16 protein-coding genes and 1 pseudogene are annotated in these 25,104 nt (G+C 40.1%); 12 read left to right on the forward strand and 5 right to left on the reverse strand.

The window, feature by feature from the left end; genetic code table 11:
* Positions 1 to 44 precede the first annotated feature (44 nt).
* On the forward strand, positions 45 to 158 hold the full coding sequence (locus FHK89_RS11060; RefSeq protein ID WP_230660214.1) for a DUF2474 domain-containing protein: 114 nt from the start codon (positions 45 to 47) through the stop codon (positions 156 to 158).
* Positions 159 to 166: 8 nt separating this feature from the next.
* Here the strand turns inward: FHK89_RS11060 and FHK89_RS11065 are convergent, their stop codons facing one another.
* Complete coding sequence (locus FHK89_RS11065; protein ID WP_230660217.1) at positions 167 to 1,102, reverse strand: ribonuclease HII; 936 nt, start codon at positions 1,100 to 1,102, stop codon at positions 167 to 169.
* A complete protein-coding gene (lpxB, locus tag FHK89_RS11070) occupies positions 1,096 to 2,403 on the reverse strand; it encodes a lipid-A-disaccharide synthase (RefSeq protein ID WP_230660220.1) in 1,308 nt (435 codons plus the stop codon). Before lpxB ends, FHK89_RS11065 begins: the two co-directional genes overlap by 7 nt.
* 487 nt (positions 2,404 to 2,890) lie before the next feature.
* Here lpxB and FHK89_RS11075 point away from each other — a divergent pair, with 487 nt between their 5' ends.
* Positions 2,891 to 3,976, forward strand: a complete 1,086-nt coding sequence (locus FHK89_RS11075; RefSeq protein WP_230660223.1) for a 3-deoxy-7-phosphoheptulonate synthase — start codon at positions 2,891 to 2,893, stop codon at positions 3,974 to 3,976.
* A 121-nt stretch (positions 3,977 to 4,097) separates the two neighbouring features.
* Here the strand turns inward: FHK89_RS11075 and pepN are convergent, their stop codons facing one another.
* Positions 4,098 to 6,764, reverse strand: a complete 2,667-nt coding sequence (gene pepN / locus FHK89_RS11080; RefSeq protein ID WP_230660226.1) for an aminopeptidase N — start codon at positions 6,762 to 6,764, stop codon at positions 4,098 to 4,100.
* Positions 6,765 to 7,778: 1,014 nt separating this feature from the next.
* Here pepN and FHK89_RS11085 point away from each other — a divergent pair.
* The 3 genes and pseudogenes from FHK89_RS11085 to FHK89_RS11095 all read left to right on the forward strand — a co-directional run.
* Positions 7,779 to 7,883, forward strand: a pseudogene (locus tag FHK89_RS11085) (DUF6231 family protein); the annotation flags it as partial.
* A gap of 404 nt (positions 7,884 to 8,287) precedes the next feature.
* Entirely contained in the window at positions 8,288 to 8,806 is a 519-nt protein-coding gene (pal, locus tag FHK89_RS11090; RefSeq protein WP_230660229.1) for a peptidoglycan-associated lipoprotein Pal, read from the forward strand.
* Positions 8,807 to 8,925: 119 nt separating this feature from the next.
* Positions 8,926 to 9,696, forward strand: a complete 771-nt coding sequence (locus FHK89_RS11095) for a 4'-phosphopantetheinyl transferase family protein (RefSeq protein WP_230660232.1) — start codon at positions 8,926 to 8,928, stop codon at positions 9,694 to 9,696.
* Positions 9,697 to 9,821: 125 nt separating this feature from the next.
* Here FHK89_RS11095 and FHK89_RS11100 read toward each other — a convergent pair whose 3' ends face one another.
* Positions 9,822 to 10,649 (reverse strand): hypothetical protein, encoded by an 828-nt coding sequence (locus FHK89_RS11100; RefSeq protein ID WP_230660235.1) that lies wholly within the window; start codon positions 10,647 to 10,649, stop codon positions 9,822 to 9,824.
* A 651-nt stretch (positions 10,650 to 11,300) separates the two neighbouring features.
* A complete protein-coding gene (locus tag FHK89_RS11105; protein WP_230660238.1) occupies positions 11,301 to 12,149 on the reverse strand; it encodes a hypothetical protein in 849 nt (282 codons plus the stop codon).
* Positions 12,150 to 12,650: 501 nt separating this feature from the next.
* Here FHK89_RS11105 and ahcY point away from each other — a divergent pair.
* From ahcY to FHK89_RS11140, 7 genes are all read left to right on the forward strand, one after another.
* Positions 12,651 to 14,066, forward strand: coding sequence for an adenosylhomocysteinase (gene ahcY / locus FHK89_RS11110; RefSeq protein ID WP_230660241.1), 1,416 nt, complete (start codon positions 12,651 to 12,653; stop codon positions 14,064 to 14,066).
* Between the two features lie 17 nt (positions 14,067 to 14,083).
* Positions 14,084 to 14,932, forward strand: coding sequence for a methylenetetrahydrofolate reductase [NAD(P)H] (metF, locus tag FHK89_RS11115; RefSeq protein ID WP_230660244.1), 849 nt, complete (start codon positions 14,084 to 14,086; stop codon positions 14,930 to 14,932).
* 191 nt (positions 14,933 to 15,123) lie between these two features.
* Entirely contained in the window at positions 15,124 to 16,134 is a 1,011-nt protein-coding gene (locus FHK89_RS11120; protein WP_230660246.1) for a 16S rRNA (uracil(1498)-N(3))-methyltransferase, read from the forward strand.
* 77 nt (positions 16,135 to 16,211) lie between these two features.
* Positions 16,212 to 17,903, forward strand: coding sequence for a sensor domain-containing protein (locus tag FHK89_RS11125; RefSeq protein ID WP_230660249.1), 1,692 nt, complete (start codon positions 16,212 to 16,214; stop codon positions 17,901 to 17,903).
* Positions 17,904 to 18,263: 360 nt separating this feature from the next.
* Positions 18,264 to 20,057 carry an acyl-CoA dehydrogenase C-terminal domain-containing protein gene (locus FHK89_RS11130; protein WP_230660252.1) on the forward strand — a complete coding sequence of 598 codons (1,794 nt, stop codon included), beginning with the start codon at positions 18,264 to 18,266 and terminating at the stop codon, positions 20,055 to 20,057.
* A 197-nt stretch (positions 20,058 to 20,254) separates the two neighbouring features.
* Positions 20,255 to 22,039 (forward strand): acyl-CoA dehydrogenase C-terminal domain-containing protein, encoded by a 1,785-nt coding sequence (locus FHK89_RS11135; protein WP_230660255.1) that lies wholly within the window; start codon positions 20,255 to 20,257, stop codon positions 22,037 to 22,039.
* A gap of 438 nt (positions 22,040 to 22,477) precedes the next feature.
* Complete coding sequence (locus FHK89_RS11140) at positions 22,478 to 24,847, forward strand: site-specific recombinase (RefSeq protein WP_230660272.1); 2,370 nt, start codon at positions 22,478 to 22,480, stop codon at positions 24,845 to 24,847.
* The last annotated feature ends 257 nt before the right edge of the window (positions 24,848 to 25,104 follow it).

Below are 25,104 nucleotides of genomic sequence, written 5' to 3' on the forward strand. Positions count from 1 at the left end.
AATTGTTGGGCTAATTCATGATTGGGAATATTTGAGTAATTACCATGAAACTTTCAAAAAAGCAATCACAGTGGGCATGGTTTATAGGGCTATATTTGGCAGGATTTGTTGTGGTAGCCAGTATTGCTCAGCTCATTAAATGGGTAATGGGGATTTAATACCATGTCTATTGGCTTTCTTTTTCTATCTCTAGTGCCGCTTTAATGGGTGCAAAGCTACGTCTATGTTGAGGCAATACACCATGCTCAGCAATGGCTGCTAGATGTACTTTGGTTGGATAGCCCTTATGCTTATCTAGCTGATATTCAGGATAATGGCGGGCATCGGCTACCACTTGCCTATCTCGGGTAACTTTTGCCAACACACTGGCTGCTGCCATACTACTGTGTCTTGCATCGCCCTTTATCCATGCTGCACTGGTAATTGCCACATTGGTTGCAATGCCTTGTTCATATAGCTGTGACCATGCAAATTGTGGCAGTTTATTACCATCAACCAATATCCAGCAATGGGCTTGCCTCTTAGCATCAACTGCTTTTATATTTTGACTTAAAGCAGTTACTAATACCTCAGCACTCAAGCGCATTGCTGTCATGGTTGCTTGAAAAATATTGAGTAAATCTATTACCGATGCGGGTATTTCTACAGTGACATAACCAATGGCATGTTGTTTAATCACAGGAAATAACCTTTCTCTTTTTTTCTCAGTGAGCTTTTTTGAGTCTGTCAATACTGCCAAAGGAGTATCTGCTAGTGAGGCTGTTTCAATATCTATCGAGTACGCTTGTGGCAAGATAGCCGCTGCTATCACCACACTACCATATAAAGGACCTCGCCCAACTTCATCAATGCCGATGCTAAAGTGGACCTCATTTTTAGCTTGCTCAACGTGGCTTTGATTGCTTTGAGTTTGATTGTCTTGAATTTGGTTACTTTGCAATTGCATATCTTGCTGCAATCGCTGAACAAACAATTCACCTGCTATGATGATAGTCTCTGGTAATGCTATTTGTTGCCAGCCTGTTTGTTTATCATAAAAAGCAATAGTCGTTAAAGTCTGATTTAAAGATTGACTTGTAGAGGAATCGGTTGGTTCTACCATAAGTTGCTATCCATCCATACATCAATCACCGCATGCACAGGTGATTGGTTACTCTGCTCACGCAGGCGAGCACTGACCGCATCTAGTTTGTCTTGCTGTTCTTGACAGCCTCTGGCTTGTAATAACTGTGTGGCGGTGCGACAAATACTCTCACCTGTTGCCTCATCTTGTATCAGCTCAGGAACAATGCGCTCATTTGCCAAAATATTAGGCAATGCCACATAAGGCACTGTTACCAAACGCTTAGCAATCTGATAAGTCAATTTATTGAGTTGATACACCACCACCATCGGGCGACGCAATAGCATGGCTTCTAAGGTAGCTGTACCCGAAGCGAGTATCACCAAATCAGAGGCTGCCATCACATACTGGCTAAAATGGGCGTGATTTTTATTATCATCGAAAACCACCATCACCGCTTCGCGTAGCTGCTCATTACGACCATCAATCAAATCTTGCACAATAAATTGATGGTTTTTATCAATGGTGGGAATAATAAAACACAACTGGCTATCAACCAATAATAGCTTTTGCATGGCATCTAACATCAACGGTAAAATCGCATTGATTTCACTGCGACGAGAGCCTGGCATGAGACAAACCAGCTGACTTAAATCTCGATGCAGCTCATTAAAAAATTGTTTTAATTCAGGATTACTCCATACCAACCCTCTACGCAAGTCATGCAATGATGTCGTTAACAAAGCAGGATCTATGGTATACAGTAATGGGTGTCCCACACAAATTGCTGGATGGTTATGTTTTTGATATACCGGTAGCTCAAATGGAAACAAACAAAGCACTAAATGCGTTGCCTGCTTAATATCATGTATACGTGATTCTCGCCAAGCCCAAATAGAAGGGCTGACATATTGCACACAAAATATACCTTTTGGTTTGAGTTTTTTGGCAACTCGTAAATTAAAATCAGGGGCATCAATGCCAATAAACCAATCAATCTTAGCTTTGGTAAATGCCTGTATCAATTGCCGACGAGCTTTGAGCAAATCTGGCAGGTGTCCCACTACTTCGACCAACCCCATAACTGATAGCCGTGACATTGCAAACAATGGCTGCAATCCTTGAGCCTGCATCAACTCACCACCCACACCCACCCAAACAATATCATCACATAACGCATTCATTTGGCGCATAAAATCTGCCCCTAAGCTATCACCCGAAGCTTCACCAGCAACAATACCAATCACCAGTGGCTGCAACTGTACAGGTTGATTTTCCGTAATTGCTACTTGTGTAGACGGGTCGGCAGTGAGCGGAGGCTCAGGCTGAGATTTGTTCATCAATACTCCTTATCAAATGATCAAAAGCATCACCATCAATGAGCGCAATATTTCTGTCATGACCATCATTAGTTCTATATTATATGGTTTTTATCTGTGATTGATATATGGCTGATATCGTGCCCACTCAATTTAATTGCTCACTATACATAAGTCTGCTTCAGCCAAAAAACTGGTATGATTGCTATGTTATTATTTTATTTCACCTAATTTCTATGGCAGTATAACAAAAATTTGTTTTATATATGCCATATATCAGGCAAACTTCAAAGGATTAGACTTGTCAACAGCAACGTTTGTCCTCATAATAAAACAAACCATTGATAGATTCTTATTGTGTGATTAGATTCTGTTAAATTGAATCAATATGAATCTTTATGTTTTAATCATTGTATTGATTACCTATTAATAGTATTTTATTTAGCCAATTCATAATTAGCTTAACTTTAACGCTCATTTTCTAGCCAAAATAACAGGCCTATTTCTTATGACCACCCAACCCATTACTCATAATGCAGACATAGACGACGTGAATATTGAAAAATTCATACCCTTAATGACACCAGCACAGCTAAAAACTGAGCTTCCCTTAACCGAAAAAGCCCACAAAACTGTGCTCGAAGGACGGCAGACTATTCAAAATATTCTAGATGGTAAGGATAATCGATTGCTGATTGTGGTAGGTCCTTGCTCCATTCATGACATCAAAGCTGCCCATGAATATGCTGATAAACTCAAAGTGCTTGCCGATGAATTACAAGACAGTATTTTTGTGGTGATGCGGGTTTATTTTGAAAAACCACGCACGACCACTGGCTGGAAAGGGTTGATTAATGATCCTGATATGAATGACAGCTTTGATATCGAAAAAGGGCTGCGATTGGCGCGTAATCTGTTACTTGATCTCAACGAAAAAGGGCTACCCTGTGCCACTGAAGCACTTGATCCCAATACACCACAGTATATTCAAGATTTAATCAGTTGGTCTGCCATTGGTGCTAGAACCACCGAAAGCCAGACACATCGTGAGATGAGTTCAGGCTTATCTTGCCCTGTGGGTTTTAAAAATGGAACTGACGGCAGCATGACAGTTGCAGTCAATGCAATGAATGCAGTCAAATCTGGACACAGCTTTTTGGGATTATCTGCTGATGGTCAAGTGTGTATCATCAAATCTAAAGGCAACCAGTACGCTCATGTGGTATTAAGGGGTGGTAATGGTAAACCTAACTATGATGAGACTGCGGTTGCACAAGCAGAAAATGAGCTAGAAAAAGGCAAAGCCAATGTCAAAATCATGATTGACTCCAGCCATGCCAACTCAGGAAAAGACCCTTATTTGCAGCCGATGGTCATTCAAAATGTGGGTGAACAAATTCAAAACGGTAATAAGTCTATCATGGGAATGATGATTGAAAGTCATCTAAAAGGCGGACGTCAAAATCTTCCTGAAGATTTAAGCACATTAGAATATGGCAAATCCATCACCGATGGTTGCCTTGACTGGGACAGTACTGTTGCCTCTTTACGCAATTTGCGTAATATGATTAAAGAGTCTTTGGCAAAGCGTTAAGATGTGCTGATTGATATAAGTCAGTGTCACTGCGCAAAATCCAGTAGCAATTATTAACCATAATAAAATAAAAAAACGCCTATTTATTAGGCGTTTTTTTATGAGTAGGATTTAACTTATTTTATTGTGCTGTCAAAATATGTTGTAAGCTCTCTAACGTATTTTTGGAGCTGACTTTGGGACGTAATTGCGTCAAGTAGCGTTTGGCAGTGGCTTGTAACGTTGGCTCTAGGGTGTACCAACGTGCCAACACTTGCAATAAGCGTGATGCCAATACAGGGTTGCTTTGATCCAATTTTGCCACCACTTTTGTATATAAGTCTAACCCTTGCTCACTCCATAATAGTGTGGGCTGTGCTGCCAAACTACTCACCACGGCACGCACTCGGTTGGGCGTACCCCAATCAAATTTATCATGTGCCATCAGCTTTTCAATACTTGCCACATCAGTATTAGGGTCGGATGCCTGCACACTAAACCATAAATCAATCACTAAGGCTTCGTTTTCAAATCGTTGGTAGAAATCTTGTAGATAATTATCTTTTTGTGGCAAATCATAAAATACAATCGCTTGTAGCGCTCCCAAACGCTCAGTCATACAATTGGCATTATCATATTGGGTATATGCCCATGTCTTAGCTTCATCAATACCCGCTGTTAATGCCATATCAAGCACCACATTACGCAACGCACGTCGTCCATTCGCCTCTGGTGTATCCGCATAATCCTCAATGGGTAATTGCTGATAAAGCTGAGTAAGCTGTGGCTTTAAGTGCTCTGCCAATGCCTTTTTTAGCACTTGATGTTGTTGTTTCACTGCTTGTGGCTGATAGTCTGTACTAAAGGCTGTCGCCAATTCTCGCTCCGAGGGTATGTCAAACAATCTGGCACTGAGCATGGCATCGGTATTATGTAAACGCTCAACTGCTTTACCAATAGCAGACAAATAATGAGTGTGCTCATGCTTTTGTAATAACGCACGATTCACCAATGTCTGTGCATGTTGCCACTGATTAAAACCATTGGTTTCATGCGCCACCAAAAATGCCAATGCGTCATCGCTATAATCATACTCTAGCTGCACGGGTGCGCTAAAATTACGCAATACCGAAACTATCGGTGCTGTATGATCGCTGCTACCAATATTAGTAAATCTAAATGTCTGCTGCTGCTCGGTTAATAACAATACTTGCTCAGTCAGCAAGTCACCTGTCTTAGCATCAAATAATGCCACAGCAATTGGAATGGGTAATAACTTAGGTGCGTCATAACCTGCCACATGGCGGGTCTGTTGAGAAAAGCTCAGCGTCAATGTTTGACTATCTGTATCATACTCGTGCGTACCAGAGACTTTTGGCGTACCAGGCTGAGTATACCAAGTCAAAAAGTCCTCAGCGGTACTGTCTGCCACACTCAGTGCCGATAAAAAGTCTTCAACCGTCACTGCTTGCCCATCATAACGGGCAAAATACTCATCCGTACCACGACGAAAGCCTTCTTTACCCAATGTATTGGCAATCATGCGTACCACTTCCGCCCCTTTTTCATAGACCGTGGTGGTATAAAAATTATTAATCTCCACAAAATTATCAGGACGTGGTGGGTGTGCTAATGGTCCTGCATCTTCACTAAACTGATGTGCACGTAGGGTTGCCACATCATCAATACGCTGTACCGCAGGCGACTGCTGATCTGCCGAAAATGATTGATCCCGATAAACAGTAAAACCTTCTTTTAGGCACAATTGAAACCAGTCACGGCAAGTAATGCGATTGCCCGTCCAATTATGAAAATATTCATGAGCTACCACCGCTTTGACATTAAAGCTACGATTGTCGGTGGTGGTTTCAGGGCTAGATAACACACACGCGGTATTAAAGATATTTAAGCCCTTATTCTCCATTGCTCCCATATTAAATTGACTGACTGCCACAATCATATAGCGGTCTAAATCATAGGCTCGACCATAATTTTTTTCGTCCCACGCCATCGCATCTTTCAACGCTTGCATCGCCACATGACACTTATCAATATCATAAGACTTCGCATACAGCTCAAGCAATACCTCACGACCTTCACTGGTGGTATAACTATCTTGTAATACGTCCAAATCAGCAAACACACAAGCAAATAAATAACTTGGCTTACGTGTTGGATCTTCCCAAATGGCATAATGCCTGTTATCGTCCACCTCACCTGACTCTGTTAAATTACCATTTGCCAATAAGGTTGGAAATTTTTTATCTGCCTCTAAGCGAGTAGTAAAGGTGGCTAACACATCAGGGCGGTCAGGATAATAGGTAATCTTACGAAAACCTTCAGGCTCACACTGAGTCACATACATTTGCTCAGCATCACTGCTACTGGCATCCTGATCCCCTGCCAAATACAAACCCTCAAGCGCCGTATTTTTCTGAGGTACAATACGTACTTGGATAGCTAATGTCAGCGCATTAGGCGCATGATGGATACGCAAACCATGTTCATCTACCTCATAGGCATCTGGAGATAATGTCTTATCATTCATTGCAATACTAACAAGCTCTAACCCCTCTCCTGCCAGCCATAATACTCCCTCATGTTCACGTTGCATGACAAGCTTACTATCCACCAACGCATGATCATCAAACAAACGAATGTCCAAATCGATGTGCTCAACTGCAAATACAGGTGGTTTATAATCTTTAAGATAGACTTTATTTGGGGCAGGTTGCGGTTCATGTGCTGGTGCATCTGGCACCTCAGTATCAATGATTTGTTGCTCAGCGGTCATATTGGTCGTCGTCATAACTCTACTCGATTAATTATCAATTATGGTTAAATGGTTAAATGGTTAAATACATTAAAATAATTGCTCTACCGCACTTATTTTTAGTTAATTTTTTATCTTTATAGAATACCGTTTATAATGGGTGTCAATCTTGACTAATACAACCCCTTATTTATGCGCTACTATTAGTAATGATAACTACCCATCACCCTGATTTAAGCCAGCCAATATGGAGATAGTATGGCAAATATGCCAGATACCAATTTTAAGCAGCCATCTTTAGCTACCAAAATCACTGATGTGACTAAAGAGATTGACTCTCACTCTCATCATCTGACTTTGATTTGGCAATCCATCGCCCAGATTATCAGCGATGTATTATCACATACTCTCACCATGCCACAACAAACAGAGGAAATAGACAACCAAGTAGCAATTCAAACAGAGAAACAAACGGAAAATCAATCTGCACAACCGATACCTAAAATACCCAAAACCACCAATATTGCACCTTCTTGTCTTATCATCTGTCATCAAGATTATATTGACATAGCAACGCATCATCTAACAGCTACCATCACGCAGCAAATACAATCACAACATCAGCTAACCCCAAAGCTGCTATTTTTAGACAATACCGAATTTTTAGCCAGTACCTATCATCAACAATATCAGCTTGGCTGCTATATCGACACGTGCTTACTACAAGAGTTAATGACAAATAAGCAATCTAATCAGACGGATACAGACAATACAGATGCTAAAAACACCACAGCAACATCTTTAACTGCTCATATCAGCACTCGTTTACGCGATATTTTTGCACAGCACAGTTTGATCTTAACCGATAGTCATAGCAACTTATTAGCGTTTGGTTTTGTCAAAATGGCATTACCATCTTTACCAAGTAAGGACAGTAAGCCAATAAATCATACCCAAACTGATGATAAACGTGATAAAAAAAACAAAGCGGTTGATAGTCAACTTGATATCAACAGTCATGATGAGATGATGGATACGATTAAAAACAAACTCAAAATATGGCAATTTAATTTATATGATTATAAACCACAACCTGACTGGCTCAATGCTAAATATTGGGCAAACCCCGAAAACTTTGATAAATATCGCTGGTAGCATACTTCTTAACACACTACCGCCATTTTTATAAAACTGCAAAAATTGTATCCATTCACATCATGCAGCCAAGCCAAATTATGGGCAAGCTTTTGTCTTATTGATGCTTTTTTGCCTTATTACTACTTAAATAGCCATATTGAGTACAAATATTTGTTATTTTATCCTAAATATTTTCGATAAACACAGACAAACTCTTGTATAAACTTTGAAACTTTGCCATTATTCACCTTAGTAATTTACAGTAAGACTACTTACAAAAATTAACATCGAGTCTAATATAGTGACAAGTTTGGGTATACTAAATAAATGTAGAAGTACCATCCAACTTTTGTCATACTTTATTGAAAACAAAAGCGGGTAAATAATTAGTTACCATTTTAAAAGCAAGCTGAGGAATATATATGCAAATCATGACCAAATTTACCATCCTATCTGTATTATCTGCTGCCCTAGCAATCACATCTGGTTGTGCTACTAAGCGGGCAAATACATCAGAAGTTGTCGTTGCGCCCATGGGAATTCCAGGTGCTGCTGTTTATGGTAGTGGTGGTTCATTAGTACAAAATACGCAGCAAGTGGTCATTGCATCAGAGCAAGTCCGCAGTACTGTATATTTTGCCTTTGATAGCAGCGCATTAGATGCTCAAGCTCGTGCAATTTTAGATGAGCAAGTTAACTTTTTAGCTAGCATACCAACTGCCAGAGTATTGATAGCTGGTCATACAGATAAACGTGGTAGCCGTGAATATAACATCGCACTTGGCGAACGTCGTGCCCAAGCTGTCAAAGATTATTTGGCAGGTAAAGGTGTTACAACTGATAGAATAGAGACCATCAGCTATGGTGAAGAAGATCCTGATCCTGTAGGTGATACTGAGCAAGACTATGCACTAAACCGCCGTGCTGTCTTATCCTACTAAGTTTACTTTAAGATTATCAATCAGTGATCGTATAGACTTATTAAGATGATAAATAACCCTAACTGTATTTGATCGAGAGGTAAAAAAACCCAGCAGCCTGCTGGGTTTTTTATTTAACCATGCAATTTATTACTTCGCAGCTATTTAGCTTTTCTGCTACAGGTCAATTGACTAACAGTAACGATCATAATGCCAGTATATGGCTTGCGGTGGCAGAGTTTAGCAACCCAAACTGGCAAGCAACTTCCAAATTAACTGCTAACCAACCACTGCACCATATCTACTCTACCCCAACCAAACTGGCTAAAAAGCAACAACACCATTATCAACAAGCCATGGTACGTAGTTTGCTTAACGATATGCTATGTAAACTTAATATCACTGATCAGCTAGACAGCCAGCACTATCCTTACCGTCTACAACACTCACGATTTTATGTTTGTTTTAGTCATTCTCAAACATGGGTCGCCTGTGCCATTAGCAAAAATCACGCTATTGGCATTGATATAGAAAAAAACCCCATCGAGGATCGTATTGCCAAACGCTTTTTTCATCCTCATATCCTCTCTCAGCTTGCAACACGACAGCCTAATGAACAAAATATCTATAAACAACTGTGTTGGATGCTGGCAGAATCTTTACTTAAAAAAAATAATGGCAAGCAGCTTGGTGTATTTTTGCAGCAAGATTATAGCTCGATAATATCGCAATTATTATCCATTATCAGACAGCCAATGCCCTGTCATAATCACGACCATAATTTGGCAAATAATCACAACAATCAAGATGTCTACTTAATACAGCTTAGTCACTATCAGTTACCCTCTGTGATAACTCACTGCTCAGGTATTATCTATCTAAAAAATCTATCTGTAATAGCCACTTATTAACATTAAAATAAAATTAAAGGCATATCAAAGATAAAAAGAACAAAAAGATAAGAGGCAAAAAACGACCCGAAGGTCGTTTTTTGTGCCGCAGCAATATTTATTTCATTTTTGAATTGGCAATGCAATTAGAAACGGTAAGTCACACCAAGCTTCGCAATGGGTAACCATTCCATTAAATCTTCTGATTCAATTTCTCTCTCAATTTTTTGCTCAGCCAATGCACCATTTGCACCTGTTGCTTTTACTGTAGCATTCACCTTACCAAGGTAAGCACCACCAACCTCACCAAATACCCCCCAGTTACTGTTAATATTTGGACGGAAACCAATGGTAGCATAAGGAGCTAGCTTGTTACGATGCTTAATATCAGCCGTCACAGAACCGACATTGGTTAAATCGCCTGCTTCTAATGCTTTAGTTGGTGTGCCAACATAATAATGCTTACCATCAACTGGATAGTAGGCATTATCACCAGCCTCTTTTGCATTTGCTTTTGCAGTAAATTTATTATCAGGAACAATGATTCCAGTGCTAACGGTAAACCAGTTACCAGCAGGACGTAAATTTACGCCCAAATACGGGTTGCTAAAGTCAGTCTCTAAGTCATAGTTAACATTATTGGCATCAAAGTCACCTCCAATAAGACTGGCTGCATCCCCACCAGCCCAACCTGCTTGTAATTCGGTGGTCTCATTTAGTCCCCAAGCAACATTTGCACCATAACCCAATGTACCCGCCTCAGCACTGATTGCGGCTGGATGGATGGCCGTATCAAATAAAGTACGTGTGGTACCTACTACCGCACCTGTGGTATTGCGAATAATACCTGCTTCTGGGTTATATTGATATTGAGGTGTCTCTACAGTAGAAGTTGTCGCTGCTGGTTGCGCCGCCATTGCCGCAGTTGTGCCCAATACTGCTACTGAAAGTACAGATAGTTTCATAAATCTCATCACATCATCTCCTCAAAATAATAAATTAAACATAGTGTCGTGCCTTTACCTATATATAGCTCTGAATATAACTATATAATTGCTATCTAAGATATATTATTAAACCTTGTTTGCCATATAAAATCATCCCCTTCTTATAAGTTTTTATTTGAAGTTCTGTAAATTTTACAGTGGTCTTGTAAGCAGTTATTACTCAAATGCACCATTAAAAATAGTAATGATAATAATAACTTACAGACAATTGATAATTCATCCTAATAACAAAAAATCCATGAATATAATGCTATAGTCAGCGAAGTTATAAACTGGTACAAGGCAGGCGAGTGCAGATAGTACGGTTGTACAGCAAGCGAGCCTAACACCGTAACAGTTATCAAGTTCGTTGACTATATCTTTTATAGTCTACTGATATCTTTCAATAAGACATTGTTATACTTTCACTGATCCTCCTTTATAGATTTTGATATGATAGTAAATCACAATGACCTGATCTTTTTTATGCAATAAAAAAAGACGGCTAGTTTAGCCGTCTTTTTTCTAATATTTCATTTAGTATCTTTAACAACAATTTTAAAAATAAGCAGTAATCATCTTATATAACTTAAGAGTCTAAGCCATAGACTCAGTTGATATAAAATCATCCATACCTAATTAGAAGCGGTAAGTCACACCAAGCTTCGCAATTGGATACCATTTTAAATCGCTATCATTGATTTCTCTTTCTGCTTTTTCAATAAATTCATTAGGATTAGCGACAACATAAATAGGATTTTGTTCCGTTCCTTTATTTATTTCAATAGTACCATCAACATTAACATTTGACTTATAATCACCCATATAAGCAGCACCTACCTCAGCAAACATACCCCAACGATTGTTAATATTTGGGCGGAAACCAAGAGTCGCATAAGGAGCTAAAGCATTTTTGTTTTCTGCATGCACATGCACAGAAGTTTTATTAGTGACTTGATATTCATCACCATTAAGACTAATTTTTGCTTTGTTACCATCAGTTGGTGTTAATGTAACATCGATTTTATCGCGAGGTACGATAACACCAGCACCAACTGTTAACCAGTTTTTAAAAGGACGTAACTGTGCACCTAAATAAGGGTTACTTGCCTTCACTTTATAATCTAAAGTACCTTTAAAGTCCTTGTATTCATCACCCAGTACTTCACCCCAGTTGAGTCCAGAATCTTTGGCATTCAGTTCAATGTCACCATCGACATCCATACCAGACCAACCTGCTTGCAATTCAGTTGATTCGTTTAGACCCCATGCTAAATTTGCACCATAACCTAGAGTACCAATCTCAGCACTAATGGCTGCTGGATGGATAGCGGTGTCAACCAAGGTTTTTGTTGTATCTACTACCGCACCAGTAGTATTGCGGATGATACCTTGCTCTGGGTTATATTCATAAGCAGGCTGTGCTGCCATTGCCGCAGTTGTACCCAATATAGCCATTGTTACAACAGATAGTTTGATAGCTTTCATACATTTCCTCATAAGATAGTTAAAGTACAAATAAATCGATTAATTATTTAAAGTACAAATAAATCGATTAATTATTTAAAGTACAAATAAATCGATTAATTATAACGTACTTGAGCGCATTGTATCAGAATATTTCCTATTTTAACTGTAATAGTTTGTATTTTTAATATTCTTAAACAAAATAATGGCTCAACGCAACTATTTATTAACATGTTATTAACATGGTGACACTGTAGCGCAAGTTTACTGCAAAGTCTATTTTGATGATAACGTGACTTCACCCGTGTCATCTATTACAATAGCATGGCTGAGAGGTGTTGCACCATTAATGGTTTATTGATATTAATCAAATAAACTTTTATGTCAGGCTCAGCATTCTATGCTAACTCATAAGATAATATCAACCTTTTGTTTATTATCGTTATTATAGGAAAAGATTAACGACACCTGCGTTACCAATCTTTATTCGCTTATAGTTAATTTATTTAATAGGAGTCTATGATGAACGCAGTGTCATCTTCGAACAATACCACCGCCGATTTTAATGATTACAAAGTAGCAGACATTTCTTTAGCAGATTATGGTCGCCGTGAAATTTCACTGGCAGAAGCGGAAATGCCTGCTCTAATGGGCCTACGTCGCCGTTATCAGTCTGAGCAGCCTTTGGCAGGTGCAAAGATTTTAGGCTGCATCCACATGACCATCCAGACCGCTGTACTTATAGAAACCTTAGTGGCATTAGGTGCTGAGGTACGCTGGACATCTTGTAATATCTTCTCCACTCAAGATCACGCTGCCGCCGCTATTGCTGCTGCAGGTATTCCTGTGTTTGCATGGAAAGGTGAAACAGAAGAAGAGTACGAATGGTGCTTACGTCAACAAGTACATGCTGGTGGTGAGTCCTCTGGTGAGCTTTGGGATGCCAATTTAATTTTGGATGATGGGGGTGATTTGACCGCCCTAGTGCATGATCAATACCCTGAACTTCTTGCCAATATTCATGGTATCTCAGAAGAAACGACCACAGGGGTACACCGTCTGATTGATATGCTCAATAAAGGCACACTAAAAGTACCTGCGATTAATGTCAATGATGCGGTCACTAAGTCAAAAAATGATAATAAATATGGCTGCCGTCATAGCTTAAATGATGCCATCAAACGTGCAACAGATATGTTACTTGCAGGTCGTCGTGCATTGGTTATTGGTTATGGCGATGTGGGTAAAGGCTCGGCACAAAGCTTACGCCAAGAAGGTATGATTGTTCGTGTCTCTGAGATTGATCCCATCTGTGCGATGCAGGCGTGTATGGATGGCTATGAATTGGTGTCACCTTATATCAATGGTAAAAATACCAATGAAGCAAGTGGTGTTAATAAACAATTGCTACAAGATACCGACCTGATTGTAACTACCACAGGTAACTATCATGTTTGTGATCGTCACATGCTGGCAGCACTAAAATCCGGTGCGGTGGTGTGTAACATTGGTCACTTTGATACTGAGATTGATACCCAGTTTATGCGTGATAACTGGCGTTGGGAAGAAGTCAAACCACAAGTACATCAAGTATTTCGCTCGGATGCCAAAGACGACTATATCTTGCTATTGGCAGAGGGTCGTCTTGTCAATCTGGGTAATGCCACAGGACACCCTTCTCGTGTCATGGATGGCTCTTTTGCCAATCAAGTATTGGCACAAATGTATCTGTATGAACAAAAATTTGCGCAGCTTGATGAAGACAGTCGTTTTGATAATCTATATGTCAAAGTGCTACCCAAAAAACTTGATGAAGAAGTGGCAGCCGCAATGGTTGCTGGGTTTAATGGTGTGATGACACAGTTAACTACTGAGCAAGCTGAATATCTTGGCGTCCCTGTCGAAGGTCCTTTCAAAGCCGATGAATATAAGTACTAAGGTGGGAGAAAAAAACCATGACGACCAAGCCTGATTTTTCTTTTGAATTTTATCCACCAAAGACGGATGCAGGACGAGAGAGCTTATTAACAACTTTTGATGAGCTTAATGCCCTTGCTCCCAAGTATTTTTCTGTGACTTATGGTGCAGGTGGTTCTACTCGTGAGCGTACCCTTGATATCATCAATCTACTCAATGGACGTAGTCAGACGCAAATAGCCCCACACATCTCTTGTATTGGTGATGATAAAGTACAAATTGCTGAGCTGTTATCTGACTATAAGGCATTAGGAATAAAGCGTTTGGTTGCCCTACGGGGTGATCTGCCTTCTGGACAAGTTGGTATGGGTGAGCTGCCCTTTGCGCGCGATTTAGTCGCATTTATCCGTGAGCAATCAGGTGATCACTTTTATATCGAAGTGGCTGCTTATCCTGAGATGCACCCACAAGCACGTAGCTTTAAAGAGGATGTGCAAAATTTAGTGAATAAATACAAGGCGGGTGCTGATGCGGCAATCACACAGTTTTTCTTTAATGCTGACAGCTATTTATACTTGCGTGATGAGCTAGAAAAACAAGGTATTGATACACAAAAGCAGCCACTGATTGCAGGTATCATGCCCATCATTCATGCTACCAGTCTGATGCGTTTTGCTGATAGCTGTGGGGCAGATATTCCAAGATATGTGCGCAAGCAGCTTGCAGACTATGGTGATGATCGTAAGTCTATTCATCAATTTGGGTTTGATGTGGTGTATAAGCTGTGTGAACGCTTAATGGCAGAATCTGTTCCTGCGCTGCATTTTTATAGCATGAACAAAACTGAGCCCAATCGTGAGTTGGTAAAAGCTCTAGACTTAGCTTGATTAAGTGATATAAAGTTTACTATTAAGCAAGTTGAAATTGCGTTAACGATAAACTTAGTTTAAACAAGCTATATTATCCAACAGCTTAGGATTATGCTTTATCTTAAGCTGTTGTTTATTCCTTAAACAATAACTAATAATATTTTTTCATTAACCCTTATCCAAATCCTTTTATAAAGGTAATATTGTCTATGCGACGCTTTTTTTACCTCCCTAGTTATTCTAATTCCTCTACAAACGCCTCTACTTCTCACCTGCAACACGCCTTCAATAATGATGCCTTAATTACCTTAACCGAAGATATTTTTCATCATTGGTGTCGAGTGTTACGTGCCAAAGAGGGTGATAAAGCGATTTTTTTTGATGGTCATGGCGGTGAATATACGGTGCAACTGCAACAGATTGAAAAAAAATCTGCCACTGCCAAAATCATTGATTGTAAGCATATTGACCATACCAATCCTTATTATACTCATATCGCCTTGGTCATGAGTCGAGGTGATCGTATGGATTATGCCTTACAAAAGGCAACAGAGATGGGCGTTAGTAGTATCCAACTGTTGACCAGTCAACATGGTGAGGTATTTTTAAAACCCAATCAGGTGGATAAAAAGATGGCGCACTGGCAGCAAGTGATGCTATCTGCTTGTGAGCAATGTGGTCTTAATCGTCCACCTTTATTACTCAAACCTGTGGCTCTTAATGATTGGCTAGCAGGTGAGGTTGGTGAAATAAGCGATACCTTACTGCCACTAGCAAATATTGACTATTATCAAAAATTACAAGCATCCCATAAAGCAATGTCTTTATGGGATGAATCTCACTCTAACGATATTGAGACATCTAAACCTTTACGTTTAGTATTAGCTGTACCTAACGAACCTACTTCTAGTACAACTGATTCTGATGCATCTACTACTCATGCAAATGCACACACAAAATTACCTGCCAGCCAGTTAAGGACAACAGTAAACACAACAGAGAAAATCAAGCATTATATTCAAAACAGCCCTAATTGTGCTTTTTTTACCCTGCTAATTGGTGCTGAAGGCGGATTAAGTGATGCTGAGCTATCACAAGCCATAGCTAAACAATTTATTCCTTGGCAAATTGGTAATCGTATTTTACGCACAGAGACCGCACCAGTTGTTGCCTTGGCAACCCTACAAGTACTAGCCAGTATGGCAAAAACAGATATGTAATTAACGATTAATTTTTTTAAACTGGCTTTATATAATAATATAACATAGCGCAATGCTAAGTCATCTTGGAGATTTTTATGCTATTTAATGCTGAGATTGAGTCCTACCTACTCTCTAAGCTTTGTTTTTATTCTGAAGAAGGTATTTTTATCCTTGATGATAAACTTAATTACTTATGGGTCAATCACAGCTTTGAAGAAACAATCGGTTTTCCAGCAGATTATTTAATGGGCAAACCTTTAAGTTTTTTTCCAATAGAAAAATTAATACAAAATAAAAAATCTTTGACCTATCGCATCTTGCAGAGTTTACAAAATACAGGGTATTTTCAAGAAGATATTAACTGCTTAAATCCTCATGGTATTGCGTTATATACCAATCTGACCATTTGGCAAATACCTTACCAACAACACATCTATTTTGTTGGGTTATTGCGAAATCGTGATGCAAATGCCACCAACATCCCACAGTATCATTTGCCGCAGCTTAGTTATTACAATCAATTTACAGGGCTACCTAACCGCAGTGTTTTTATCAGCTTATTAAGTGAGTATCTCTTAGACACTTACAAACAGCTTGTGGTGGTAAGATTTAGTATTGACCATTTTGATACCATCTCCAACGCATTACCAGATGAAGATGTCACCAGCTTGCTAAAACAACTTACCCAGCGCATCCAAAATTTGACACTCAATGATTTAAAAATGTTTGCACATTTTAATTTGAGTGACTTTGCCATGTTTTTTGAAGTCAGTGACATTCATCTTATTCGCAATGAGCTAGAGCAAATCATTAATTCATGTGAGTTACCCTTCACTTTGGGCAAAGATAGATTTTATTTGCATCTGTCGATGGGAGTGAGTCATCACAACTCGCATGGGGAACAAGCGGACATATTATTGCGTGCAGCAGAACATGCCTTAGCCTATCAAGAGCGTCATGGCGGTGATGGCATACACTGGTATACCCATCAGCTCAATCCAAACCTTCTTGAAGATATGAAGTTTAAAGCACAGCTACGTGATGCAATGAATGAACAGCAGTTTATTCCTTATTATCAGCCCAAATTTGATCTACAAACTGGGCAATTAGTAGGCTTTGAAGCGTTAGTTCGCTGGCAACATCCAGAGCGTGGTATCTTAGAGCCACAATATTTTTTACAACCTATCATTGAAAGTCAGCTTTCTTATGATCTATTTTGTCAAATGCTATTAACTGTGATCACTGATCTTAATACATGGCAACAGCTAAATAAAGACATTGGTATCTGCATTAATGCAGATGCTTCTGAATTTTGTCAGCCAACATTTGTCTCTTTTGTTAAAAACTTACTCAGTATCAATCCTAAATGCCAAAATCAACTGCATATAGAAGTGACGGAATCCTCTTTAATGAGTAAAAATGATCAAACTACTGAAATATTTAATCAATTACAAAAAATTGGGGTATTACTGGCGTTGGATGATTTTGGCACTGGTTATGCTTCACTGAGTTATTTATCTTATTATAATTTTGACTTTTTAAAAATTGATAAAAGCTTTGTCAAAGATATAGATACCAACGCCACACAATTAAGTATTGTCAAATCCATTATTACGCTCGCCAAAAGCCTTAATATGCAAGTCATTGCTGAAGGAATAGAGTACCAAAAACAAGCTGAAGTATTAAAGCAGTTAGGCTGTGAATATGCACAAGGTTACTATTTTGGTCGCCCCATGGATGCTCAAGCAGCCACGGTAATGATACTAGAACATTTACATCAGCAATAAGCAAAACCAAAAACCTCACTGGTCAATCTTAATAAAATCAACTCATAAGCTGCAATGCTTCAAGTGGTTTTATTGAGTTGACCACGCCATCTCTTTAGCAAGCCATCAATGTCAAAAAAAACGACACGACACTTCACTGAGCTTATTGTAAGCCATCTACTTACCCCCTAACCTGCATCAACTACGTCAGGGTAATTATAATTACCACTAGGCAATTATAAAATGCAAGTTTTGCTCATGACTTATGAGTGCTAGGCACATCCTTGTATATTATTAGCCAACCGCCTATCTTTTAGCAAAACATCTTTGCGTTTTTACCCACACTCTTAATCAACCAAAACTTCATAAGGATAAACCCCAATGCAGTATAAAGCCCCCCTTCGTGATATGAAATTTGTCGCACATGAACTCTTAAATATGGTAGAACATTACCAATCGTTGTCTGTTTATCAAGAAGTTGAAGAAGATATCATTGACAGTTATATAGAAGCGGCCGCCAATTTTGCCCAAAAAGAGCTAGCACCACTTAACCGCAGTGGCGATGAAGAAGGCTGTGTGTTTGATAATGGGGTGGTAACTACACCAACTGGGTTTAAAGAAGCCTATAAGCAATATTGTGAGCTTGGATTTATCTCAATGGCGGCAGAAGAGGAGTTTGGTGGACAAGGTATGCCGTTTTCTTTATCCACCATCGTTAATGAAATTGTTGGCTCGGCAAACTGGTCATTTTCGATGTACCCTGGTTTGTCACATGGTGCAATCCAAACCATCGAACATCATGGCACAGATGAGCAAAAACAAACTTATCTTGAAAAAATGGTCACAGGTGAGTGGTCAGGTACCATGTGTCTGACGGAAGCGCATGCCGGCTCGGATTTAGGTATTATCCGCACCAAAGCTGAACCAAATGAAGATGGCAGCTATCGCATTACTGGACAAAAGATTTTTATCTCAGCAGGTGAGCATGATATGACCGATAATATCGTGCATATTGTTTTGGCACGTCTGCCCGGTGCGCCTTCTGGTACAAAAGGCATTTCTTTGTTTATCGTTCCCAAAGTATTGGTCAATGCAGATGGTAGCTTGGGTGAGCCTAATCATGTGACTTGTGGCTCTATTGAGCATAAAATGGGAATCAAAGCGTCTGCCACCTGTGTGATGAATTTTGATGCGGCAACAGGCTATTTGATTGGCCCAGAAAACCGTGGTCTTAACTGCATGTTCACCTTTATGAACGTGGCACGTATTGGGACGGCAGTACAGGGTCTAACTGCCTCTGAAATCGCTTTTCAAGGTTCGCTAGAATATGCCAAAGAACGTCTTGCGATGCGCTCATTAGCGGGCACAAAAGCACCTGATAAAGTTGCTGACCCCATCATCGTGCATCCTGCGGTACGCAATATGTTGTTGACCGAAAAAGCCTTTGCTGAAGGCGGACGAGCGCTCGTCTATTATTTATCACAATTTGCAGATACCGTGGCAAAAGGCAGTGGTGATGAGCAAAAATTTGCTGACCAAATGCTATCACTGCTTACCCCCATCGCCAAAGCCTTTTTGACCGAAACTGGCTATGAAGCTGCCAATCACGGGGTGCAAGTGTATGGTGGGCATGGTTATATTAGCGAATGGGGCATGGAGCAAAATGTACGTGATACCCGTATTGCTTGCCTCTATGAAGGAACAACTGAGATTCAGTCTTTAGACTTACTGGGGCGCAAAGTATTGGGCTCACAAGGCAAAATGCTGGCCAACTTTACCAAAGTGATTCATCAATTTTGTGAACAGCATCAAGAAACAGACGCATTAGGGCAGTTTATCCGTCCGCTTGCCAAACTTAATAAAGAATGGGGAGATTTGACCACCCGTATTGGTATGCAAGCCACGCAAAATCCAGATGCTGTCGGTGCAGCAGCGGTTGACTACATGTACTTTAGTGGCTATGTGACCTTGGCATATCTATGGGCACGTATGGCTGTGGTCGCGCACGAAGCGCTTGAGAATCAAAGCAGTGAGCGTGATTTTTATGAAGCAAAAATCAAAACTGCACAGTTCTACTTTAGTAAACTTCTACCACGTACTCGTACCTATGTGGCTCGTATAGATGCAGGCGCAGAGCCATATATGAGTATGAAAGTCAATCAATTTGCCTTTTAGACAACGGGTTAATTATTAGCCGCAGTAGTTTTATCACCACCCTAATATAGTGCTTATTTATAGATTATAATACGTCTACAAATACTAAATATTGGGGTGGTTTTATATAGGCTGCTTGGCTTTTACTCAACCTCACCCCCCTTATATCTCAGATTTACCATAACGGATTTTATAACAGCAACTGAAAGGAAAACTCTATGGCTATTTATAATGCACCTTTGGATGACATGCGTTTTATGCTCAATGATGTGTTTAAAGTTGAGCAATTTTGGCAATCAAATGAAAAGCTGGCTCATGTTGACATGGATACAGTTAACATGATTTTAGAAGAGATGGCAAAACTATCCAAAAATGTTTTGCTACCCATCAATCGTGTAGGCGATGAAGAAGGGGCTACCTATCAAGCAGATGGTGTTGTCACCACACCTAAAGGCTTTAAAGAGGCCTATCAGCAATACGCTGAGTCAGGTTGGATTGGACTTGGCGGTGATCCTGAATATGGTGGACAAGGCTTTCCCAAAATGGTTACCATGCTCACCGAAGAGATGGTATTTACTACCAACCAAGCGTTTGCTTTGTACCCTAACTTAACTGTCGGAGCAAGCCTATGCTTGCTTGCTGCTGGTTCTGATGAGCAAAAACAAACTTATCTTGAAAAAATGTACGCTGGTGAGTGGTCAGGCACCATGTGTTTGACTGAGCCCCATGCCGGTACTGATTTGGGTATCATCAAGACCAAAGCAGTACCAAATGGCGATGGTAGCTACGCCATTTCTGGTACTAAAATCTTCATTACAGGGGGTGAGCACGACCTAACTGAAAATATCATTCATCTGGTATTGGCAAAAACCCCCGATGCTCCTGCTGGCTCCAAAGGTATTTCGTTATTTGTTGTACCTAAATTTATTGTCAATGACGATGGCAGCTTAGGTGAGCGCAATACATTGGCAGCAGGCTCTATTGAGCATAAAATGGGTATCAAAGGCTCAGCCACTTGTGTGATGAACTTTGATAATGCCAAAGGCTGGATGGTGGGGGCAGAAAACACAGGGCTTGCCTCGATGTTTATCATGATGAACTACGAACGAGTCACTATGGGGCTACAAGGCTTAGGCGGCACTGAGCTTGCCTATCAAAATGCAGCGGCTTATGCTAATGAGCGCGGACAAGGTCGTAGTGATACTCAAATCCAAAGTCCAGAAAAACCTGCCGATAGCATCATTCATCATGCCGATGTACGCCGCATGCTATTAAATGCCAGAGCCAATGCCGAAGCCTCACGCTGCTTTGCTATGTATGTTGCCAAACAGCTTGATGAATCAAAATTTAGCGTCGATGCCGATGCGGCACAAGCGGCGGCGGCACGAGTGGCGTTATTAACCCCAATTGCCAAAGCATTTTTGACCGACAAAGCCTTTGAAGCGACTGTCGATTGTCAGCAAGTCTTTGGCGGTCATGGTTATATCCGTGAATGGGGCATGGAGCAAATCGTCCGTGATACTCGTATTTCACAAATCTATGAGGGTGCTAACGGCATTCAAGCACTTGACTTGCTTGGACGTAAAATTGCGCGTAATAATGGCAAATACATGCAAAATTTCTTGGCAGAGATTCGCAACTTTGTCAGCAATATGCAAGCAGATCATGGCATCAAACAAGCCACTTTAGAGGCTGCGGATACCCTTGAAACGCTAACCAATGCGGTACTGAGCAATATTGGGGAGCGCAAAAATGAAATCAATGGCTGCGCGGTTGATTATCTACACGCCTGTGGTTATCTGTGCTATGCCTATATGTTTGCCATGATGGTTGAAGCTGCACATGATAAAGAAGGGGAATTTTATGCCAATAAACTCAAACTTGCCAACTTCTTTGTCGGTCGTATTTTGCCACGTATCCGTGCCCATGCCGATATGGTCAAGGCAGGTAGCGATCCAATGATGGATTTTGATCTGTCTTATTTTGCAACCAATATCAGCTAAGGGCAATAGCGACTAAGTGATTGGTATAGAAATAGAAACCAACATAAAAAATATTATGATTAACATGGTCATATAATCAAACTTAGTTTAAATTGCTTAGGTAACATCAGCAGTCTTATATCATCATAAGGCTGCTTTTTTATTTTTTATAAAACCCAATAATATGGTGGTTTTGTGAATTTTATACTCATAGCTTTTGCTCAACCACAGTCATAAATTTTTGCAGACTTAACTATCATTTTGGCCACTATTTTTGTATTATCTCGTGCTGCAAAATTTGCAAAATAAACAACAATTTCATACACAAAGTCTGTGCTTAAGTTACAAAAAAACTGTCATCTTGCTTTATTATCGCCACAAAAAATCATCATCCCATTAGTTATCATCATAAATTTGTATTTACTTTTTTGAGGACATACTGTGTCAGACTCATCAGTAATGATACGCTTATTACAACAAATTACTGCCATCAGTAATGTGCCAGATACTCAGATGCTTAAACGTCTGATTGACTCATTGCGAGTATCGCCTAACGAACCTGAAAAGGCGAATGAAAAGATTGAAGAGCTTATTCAAGCTTTACGTCAGCATCCTGAATATGGACAAGGCTTGGCAAGTTTTATTCTACATTTGGTCAATCAATACCGTCAGTTAACCTTGTATACTGACACCGGTATTTTGTCTGACTATGGTTTTTTTTATAGTCTTAGTCGCTTAGTTGGACACCGCTTTTTACCACTACTGCCCGAAGAAGACTCGATTGTTGAGCTGGTGGCAGAAGTTTTTGATCAAAAAAATGATGATCGCTGGTTGGCAAGTATCGATCCACAAAAGTGGGATGAACTCATTGCCCTAATTAACATTGGCGATCAAAATTTAGATTTGGTTGCCAGTGTCAAAAATAACATCTTAAATGGCATTATCATTTTATCGTATCGCATCTCTGGTATTGGGCTACACCCTGATTTGATGGGCGCTTACCCTCAGATGCTCAATTACTGTGCTTGTTTTGTCGCTCAAAACCAAGAAGCTGTGCTTTTTGTCAATCAATACCGTAGTAGCCATAAGCTAGATACGCATACTGATGTGATGCCAGATGAGGATGTCGATCCTGCACCGCTACTAGTGATGTTAGAGCAGTGTCAAGATGTACTGGTCACTCTACGTAAGCGTATTTACAAAACGGGAATTTCGATTCGACTGACCAACATGATGATGCGTTTGGAACAAAGCCTTCAGCGTATGCAGATACTAACTGAATTACTGGCAGACAATCATGCAGATCGTGATAAAGCCATCATTGAGCTGATTGAAGCGGTGATTCAAACTGCCAAACAACGCTATAGTTTCCGCTATCTGATTGATAATAATACCAAGCTGTTATCCAAAAAAGTCACTGAAAATGCCAGCCACGTGGGTGAGCATTACATCAGTACCGACAAAGCTGGCTATAAGGAAATGTTCAAAAAAGCCTCTATTGGTGGCTTTTTTATCGCCTTTATGGCAACGATGAAAATACTGGCATACAACCTGGTGCTCGCCCCCATTGGTCGTGCGTTTGTCAATAGTATGATCTATGGCTTAGGCTTTGTATTTATCCATGTTATTCATGGTACGGTTGCCACCAAGCAGCCAGCAATGACCGCCGCAGCCATTGCATCAACCATTTCGGAAAATAAAGGCAAAAAAACACACCAACTCAATAAGCTATCTGAGCTAATTGTTGACATATTACGCACCCAGTTTGTGGCAATTATGGGCAACGTATTGATTGCCATGCCCGTTGCTTTTTTGATTTCATTTGCCTGGCTACAATATTATGGTGTACCCATGATTGATACCAAAGAAGCCCATCACTTGCTAGAAGACTTAAACCCATTTACCACGCTGGCACTGCCTCATGCTGCCATCGCTGGAGTGTACTTATTTTTGGCAGGTCTGATTGCAGGCTATTATGACAATCTGGCTGTGTACAACAAGATTGGAGAGCGAATCCAACGTCATTGGTTACTACTCAAAATCATGCCTGTCCGCTGGGTTGATAAACTTGGCACGTTTGTAGAAAATAATTTGGGTGCGATTATGGGGAACTTTTTGTTCGGGGTATTTTTGGGTAGTACTGCCACAGTCGGCTATATCCTTGGGTTACGCTTAGATATCCGCCATATTGCCTTTTCATCTGCCAACTTTGCTCATGGTATATTTAACTCTCCTGCTGATGACATCAGTGTATCTTTAGTATTAATATCCTTATTGGGGGTAGCACTTATCGGCTTGATGAACCTGTTGGTGAGTTTTGCACTGGCATTGATCGTGGCACTACGCTCCAAAGATGTACAATTCTTTGAATGGAGCAGTCTTGCAAAATATATATTTGCGCATTTACGTCAGCACCCGCTTGATTTTTTTGTACCCCGCAACCAGCCAATGCAATATGCCAAAATAGACAGTTATGGTCAGATGATCTTTGATGATACGGTACTCAAAGCAGGGCAAAAGCCCATCGATAAAAAGTATGTGGTACGCCGATTATCAGATATTAAAGTATTAGATGATCAAGAGCCAAACGTGGTAGTCGATAATGCCTCAGATCAAACGCCCTCTACTTCGGCAAATGAGCCTTCCATGTTAACAGATCAGGGCAAAAAACAAGTGGTATTAGATGATGGTCTTGACAACTTATCTAGCGAAGCTGATACCTATGATGATGTTCATGTTAATCAAGATAATAAAGAGAACAGTAATCATACAAAAGACAGCCCCGAACCTTTACCCAAACCAAAAAAACCACCAAAGCTACCTGATTAAGGGAGGGAGCTTTGATGGATAAATTAGCACTGTCAATATGCATTCATATATGGCTTAATTTCTAGCGTACCTGCTCTCGATGGTATATAGCTATCATCATTAGTATCATTAACGCCACTCTCAACTTATAAGACCCCCTCCTAACCTCCCCCTTAAAAAGGGGGAGGAACTGGTTTTTAAGTCCTCCCCTTACTTCAAGGGGAGGGTATGGGAGGGGTCATATATGATTTTATAAAATAAAGTTGAGAGTGGGGTAT

The sequence above is a fragment of the Psychrobacter sp. I-STPA10 genome, assembly GCF_021012795.1.
GTDB lineage: Bacteria > Pseudomonadota > Gammaproteobacteria > Pseudomonadales > Moraxellaceae > Psychrobacter.